Source organism: Ralstonia sp. ASV6 (assembly GCF_016429285.1).
GTDB classification, from domain to species: domain Bacteria; phylum Pseudomonadota; class Gammaproteobacteria; order Burkholderiales; family Burkholderiaceae; genus Ralstonia; species Ralstonia flaminis.
The window spans coordinates 1-5,826 of record NZ_JAELUI010000219.1 but is presented as its reverse complement, the minus strand read 5'-3'; the positions used below and the strand labels follow the sequence as shown (position 1 = coordinate 5,826).

Annotated in this window: 5 protein-coding genes and 2 pseudogenes; all 7 read left to right on the top strand. The window is 66.0% G+C overall.

Features of this window, described 5'->3' with window-relative positions; translation table 11 throughout:
- Positions 1-433, top strand: a pseudogene (locus JHD73_RS26010) (glycosyltransferase family 39 protein); the annotation flags it as partial.
- Positions 434-495: 62 nt separating this feature from the next.
- Positions 496-1,491 (top strand): methionyl-tRNA formyltransferase, encoded by a 996-nt coding sequence (gene fmt / locus JHD73_RS26005; RefSeq protein WP_199033047.1) that lies wholly within the window; start codon positions 496-498, stop codon positions 1,489-1,491.
- 50 nt (positions 1,492-1,541) lie between these two features.
- Complete coding sequence (locus tag JHD73_RS26000) at positions 1,542-2,207, top strand: LysE family translocator (protein ID WP_199033046.1); 666 nt, start codon at positions 1,542-1,544, stop codon at positions 2,205-2,207.
- Positions 2,208-2,327: 120 nt separating this feature from the next.
- A complete protein-coding gene (htpX, locus tag JHD73_RS25995; protein ID WP_199033045.1) occupies positions 2,328-3,188 on the top strand; it encodes a zinc metalloprotease HtpX in 861 nt (286 codons plus the stop codon).
- A gap of 115 nt (positions 3,189-3,303) precedes the next feature.
- The gene (gene rsmB / locus JHD73_RS25990; protein ID WP_199033048.1) at positions 3,304-4,635 is read left to right on the top strand and encodes a 16S rRNA (cytosine(967)-C(5))-methyltransferase RsmB; all 1,332 of its coding nucleotides are present in this window, start codon (positions 3,304-3,306) and stop codon (positions 4,633-4,635) included.
- Between the two features lie 13 nt (positions 4,636-4,648).
- Positions 4,649-5,419, top strand: coding sequence for a DUF4390 domain-containing protein (locus tag JHD73_RS25985; RefSeq protein ID WP_199033044.1), 771 nt, complete (start codon positions 4,649-4,651; stop codon positions 5,417-5,419).
- Positions 5,416-5,826: pseudogene (locus tag JHD73_RS25980) on the top strand (PAS domain-containing sensor histidine kinase); the annotation flags it as partial. The gene JHD73_RS25985 and the pseudogene JHD73_RS25980, both read left to right, overlap by 4 nt.

Genomic DNA, 5,826 nt, shown 5'->3' with positions numbered 1-5,826 from the left:
GCTGATGCCCTGGGTGGACGATGCCCGCAGCTACCGCCCCTTGTTCCAGGCGATCAAGCCGATGCTGGAATCCGCGCAGATCTGCGTGGCTACGCGCGGCATGGGCGAGAGCGAACGCGCATTGATGCACTACGAAACCGGCGTGCGCCCGGTCAAGTGGTTGCTAGGCCACAGTGGTGCCGGCGATGATCACCGCCCGAACCCGACCGCACGCACCTGCGACCTGATGCTGGTGCTCGAAAAAAGACCGGAGCACAGTCGACGCCGTCCACAGGGCGACAGCTGGGAAATGGTGTGGCGCGGCGGCCGCCCCGGCGACACCAACGAAACCTTCTCGCTTTTCCAACGCCGCAGCAATGGCGTATCCGAGACGCTGCCCTCGCCCGAGCCCATCGTCCCGCTGACCGACACGCCCTATCGCGGCCACCGTTAGGCGGCAGCCGCTAAGCTCAATGCGCTACGCTGCCGTGTAGCGCGTTTTCCCCCTCTCGCCCCATGACGCCCTCCCTTCGCGTAGCGTTTGCCGGCACGCCTGAATTTGCGCAGATCGCCCTGGCGGCGATCCACCAGGCCGGCTTCCCCATCGTTGCCGTATTGAGCCAGCCGGATCGCCCGGCCGGGCGCGGCATGCAATTGCAAGCGAGTCCCGTCAAGCAATACGCCTTGTCGCATCTCGGGCAAGGGTTCGGGCCGATCCTGCAGCCGCCGTCGCTGCGCCGCACGGGCAAGTATCCGCAGGAAGCCGCCGGCGCCATCGACGCACTGGCCGCGCAGCGCCCCGACGTGATGGTGGTGGCCGCTTACGGCCTGATCCTGCCGCAGGAAGTACTCGACCTGCCGCGCTTTGGCTGCATCAACATCCACGCCTCGCTGCTACCGCGCTGGCGGGGTGCGGCGCCCATCCACCGCGCTATCGAAGCCGGCGATGCGGAATCGGGCATCACGCTCATGCAGATGGATGCGGGCCTCGACACCGGCGACATGATCAGCATGGAACGCGCACCCATCGGCCTGGCGGACACGACGGGCACGCTGCACGATACGCTGGCCGCACTTGGCGGGCGCATGGTGGTGGAGGCACTGACCAGGCTGGCGCAAGACGGCCGCAAGCTGCCTGCCACGCCGCAACCTGCAGAGGGCGTGACCTACGCCGAGAAGATCGCCAAGGACGAAGCCGCGCTCGATTGGTCGCGCCAGTCTGCCGCACTGTTGCGCCAGGTACATGCGTTCAATCCGTTTCCGGGCGCATCGGCCACACTCGATGGCGTAACAATCAAATTCTGGCAGGCCGAAGCGCTGGCCGACAGGCCGGCCGATGCCGAGCCCGGCACGGTGCTCGCCGCCAACGCCGATGGCGTGACGATTGCCTGTGGCGCCGGCGCGCTGCGCGTGACACAGTTGCAGAAGCCGGGCGGCAAGCGCCTGCCTGCTCGCGAATTCCTGCAGGGCCTGGCGATCCAGCCGGGACAGCGCTTCGCCTCGCGCGCCTGAACCGCCACAATCATCCCGATCTATATAGAGAACGTAGAAAGGACATCGTCATGACCACGCTGGGCATCATCAACCTGCCGCTCTTCATGCTGGCGGTGTTCCTGCTGAATGTGACGCCGGGGCCGGACACGGCCTACATCGTCGGGCGCAGCGTGTCGCAGGGGCGTGTGGCGGGGCTGATGTCGGCGCTGGGGGTGTCGGCCGGATGCTGCGTGCACGTGCTGGCAGTGGCCTTCGGTTTGACGGCGCTGCTGGCGGCGTCTACCGTGGCCTTCACGGTGATCAAGGTGGTGGGGGCGGCCTACCTGATCTACCTGGGTGGCCGCATGCTGCTGGCACCGCCCGAGCGCGACGACACCCCCGCCAAGGCCGAAACTGCCGAGCAGGCCGCCGCTGCCAAGCGCCCACGCCCACTCAAGGCGCTGTTCATGCAGGGCTTTCTCACCAACGTGCTGAATCCAAAGGTGGTGCTGTTCTTCCTGTCGTTCTTCCCGCAGTTCGTCGATCCGCATGCCAGCCACAAGGCGGCAGCGTTCCTGGCGCTGGGTGTGGTGTTCATCGCCATGTCGACGGTATGGAACAGCATGGTCGCGTGGGTGGCCGCCAGCGTCACGCGCAGCGTGGCAGGCAAGCCCGGCATCAAGCGTTGGCTCGATCGCGTGGTGGGTACGGCGTTCATCGGGCTGGGTGCGCGGCTGGCGTTCACCACTCGTTGACGACGCAAGCATTATCTGCGGCAAAGTATCGCGCAAACATCGCACAAACCCTTGAATTTTCAGCGATTATCGCGATCTAAGAGTCTCATAAAACCCAAGACCCACAGGAGCCACGCCCCCATGTTCAACTGGATCAAGACCTTCATGCTGATGGCAGCGATCACCGCGCTGTTCATCGTCATCGGCGGCATGATCGGCGGACGCAGCGGGATGATGCTGGCGCTGCTGTTTGCGCTGGGCATGAATTTCTTCTCGTACTGGTTCTCCGACAAGATGGTCCTGCGCATGTACAACGCGCAGGAAGTCAACGAGACCAGCGCGCCGCAGTTCTATCGCATGGTGCAGGAGCTGGCGGGCCGCGCCGGCCTGCCGATGCCGCGCGTCTACCTAATCGACGAAGCCCAGCCCAACGCGTTCGCCACCGGCCGTAACCCCGAGCACGCAGCGGTGGCCGCCACCACCGGCATTCTCAACATCCTCTCCGAGCGCGAACTGCGCGGCGTGATGGCGCACGAGCTGGCGCACGTGCAGCACCGCGACATCCTGATCTCCACCATCTCGGCCACCATGGCCGGTGCGATCTCGGCGCTGGCCAACTTTGCGGTGTTCTTCGGCGGGCGCGACAGCGAGGGCCGTCCGGCCAACCCGATCGCCGGGATTGCCGTGGCGATCCTTGCCCCGCTGGCAGCGGCGATGATCCAGATGGCGATTTCCCGCGCGCGTGAATTCGAAGCCGACCGCGGCGGCGCGCAGATCAGCGGCGACCCGCAGGCATTGGCGTCGGCGCTGGACAAGATCCACCGGTACGCCGCCGGCATTCCGTTTGCCGCTGCCGAGGCCCACCCGGCCACTGCGCAGATGATGATCATGAACCCGCTGCACGGCGGCGGCCTGGCCAACCTGTTCAGCACGCACCCGGCCACGGAAGAGCGCATCGCACGTCTGATGCAGATGGCGCAGACAGGGCAGTATCCGAGCTAAAGGCAGAGCAACCGAGCGCTTCCTTTATACTTCTGCTCTCCGCACGAGCCCGCCCATCGCGGGCTCGTTGCATTTGTATCGCCCCATCCTGACCCGCCTGATTTCCGCTGCTCCGATGCGTCTGCCGCCCGACTCTCTCGCCCACGCCTTGTCACTTGCCGCCGTTGCGATGGGCAAGCTGCGGCAGGGCACGGCGCTGCCGCAGGCCATCGACGCGGCTTGCCAGGGCCAGCCGGCGCCGGTGCGTGGTGCCGTACAGGATCTTGCCTACCGCGCCACGCGCTGGCTCGGCAGTACCGACTGGCTGATCCGCACGTTGATCCCGCGCCCACCGGCCGAAGGCGCCGCCAATCTGCTGCGCGTGGCACTCGCCCAGTTGCTGGATGATCCGCCACCGTATGCCCCTTTCACCGTAGTCGATCAGACGGTGCGCGCCGCCTCAGCCGACCCGAAGCTCGCGCATGGCAAGGGCATGATCAACGGCGTGCTGCGGCGCTTCCTGCGCGAACAAGGTGAACTCGTCGCGGCGATGCAGGCCGACCCGGTGGCCGCCACAAACTACCCGCAATGGTGGATCGACGCCGTGCGCAGCGCCTATCCCGATACATGGCAGGGCATCCTCGCTGCCGGCAACCGTCGCCCGCCGATGGTGCTGCGCGTGAACCCACGCCGCATTGCACTCGACGCCTACCTCGCCCAGTTGGAAGAAGCGGGCATCGATGCCGAGCGCATCGGCGAGCAGGCCGTGCGCCTGGCGCGCGCCGCCCCGGTGAACGAGCTTCCCGGCTTTACAGAAGGCGACGTCTCGGTGCAGGACGCCGGCGCGCAACTGGCTGCAGTACTGCTCGACGTGGCACCGGGCCAGCGCGTGCTGGACGCATGCGCCGCGCCCGGCGGCAAGACCGGCCATCTGCTGGAACTGGCCGACAACCTGGACGTGGTGGCACTCGAATCCGATGCCACACGCGCCGTGCGCATCAACGAGAATCTTGCGCGCCTATCCCAGACCGCTACCGTTTGCGTGGGCGATGCCGCCCAACCCGGCACCTGGTGGGACGGCCGCCCGTTCGACCGCATCCTCGCCGACGTGCCGTGCTCGGCCGCGGGCATCGTGCGCCGCCATCCGGACATCCGCTGGCTGCGGCGGCCGGCCGATCTCAAGGCACTAGCCACCCTGCAGCGCGACATCGTGCACGCCCTGTGGGCATGCCTCGCGCCCGGTGGCAAGCTGGTTTATGTCACGTGTTCGATTTTCCCGACGGAGGGCGAAACGCAGGCCCGATGGTTTGAAAGCCATCTCGAAGATGCGATACGATTGCACGCGCCCGGCCAGTTGCTGCCCGTCGCGCCAGACACGGCGCCGACCGGCGGTTTCATCTCGGGTGTCTCGCCACTGCCGCTCGACCACGACGGCTTCTTTTACGCGGTGTTCCAGAAACGGCCCTGATGCGACGACCGTTGTGACTGTCTTCCTCCGCCCATCGCTCCAGTTGCTGCCCGCCCGATTCCGGCAGATGCTGCACCGGCTTGTCGTATTGGGCATGCTGTGCCTGCTGTGGCCGACAGCGCCGTCCGCACAAACCATCGAAGTCAACCGCGCCCAGCTGGAATATTCCGATGGTGGCTGGAACCTCACCGCAGATTTCGACTTTGATCTACCCAGCAACCTCGAAGACGCGGTCAACAAGGGCATCGCGCTGTATTTCCTCGTCGAGTTCGAGCTGATCCGCCCGCGTTGGTACTGGTTCGACGACCACGCTGTCAGCGCCACGCGCGTAGTACGCCTGTCGTATCACCCGCTGACGCGCCAGTACCGTGTATCGACTGGCGGCCTGCAAGTGCCATTCTCTCGCCTGAAAGACGCGGTCGACTTCATGCAGCACGTGCGCGGCTGGCGTGTGTTCGAACGCGGCGCCGTCAAGACTGGTGAGACCGTGCAGGCCCAGGTACGCATGCGCCTGGACGTGACGCAATTGCCCAAGCCATTCCAGATCAACGCCGTCAACACGCGCGACTGGAACCTCGCTTCCGAATGGAAGCAGTTCAACTTCCTGGTGCCGAACGAACCTGCATCGCCCCCGCCGGCGCCGCAGCCTGTGCCGCCAGTCTCTGCACCTGCTGCCAGCGCACCCACGTCGTCAACACCTGTGCCCGGCCTGTCACCCAATCCTGGCTGGGGCATGAGCGCCGGCCCCGGCAACGCAGGTTCGCTGCTGGCGCCCGCCAAATGATCTTCGATCGCAGCTACAAGCGACTCCTATATCAGGTGGTGGCGGGCACGATCGTCTTTCTGGCGATTGTGCTGGTGGGGCTGCTGGCCGCCGCCTCGGCCAACACCGAATTCTTCGACCGGTACTTCACGCTGCTCTACAAGGTCAACCTCGTCATCGGCGTGCTGCTGGTGGTGATCATCGGCGGGCTGATGCTGGCGCTGGCGCTGCGCGCACGGCGCGGCAAGTTCGGTACGCGGCTGATGACCAAGCTGGCCGTGTTCTTCGGCGTGGTGGGCGTGCTGCCGGGCGTGCTGATCTACCTGGTATCGCTGCAGTTCGTCTCGCGCAGTATCGAGTCGTGGTTCGACGTGAAGGTCGAATCGGCGCTGGAGGCGGGGCTGAACCTCGGTCGCACGACCATGGAC

What these genes read in the sequence shown, in the direction of transcription:
- JHD73_RS26000 (WP_199033046.1), top strand. Translation starts at nt 1,542, where the DNA reads ATGACCACGCTGGGCATCATCAACCTGCCGCTCTTCATGCTGGCGGTG.
- rsmB (WP_199033048.1), top strand. Translation starts at nt 3,304, where the DNA reads ATGCGTCTGCCGCCCGACTCTCTCGCCCACGCCTTGTCACTTGCCGCC.
- fmt (WP_199033047.1), top strand. Translation starts at nt 496, where the DNA reads ATGACGCCCTCCCTTCGCGTAGCGTTTGCCGGCACGCCTGAATTTGCG.
- htpX (WP_199033045.1), top strand. Translation starts at nt 2,328, where the DNA reads ATGTTCAACTGGATCAAGACCTTCATGCTGATGGCAGCGATCACCGCG.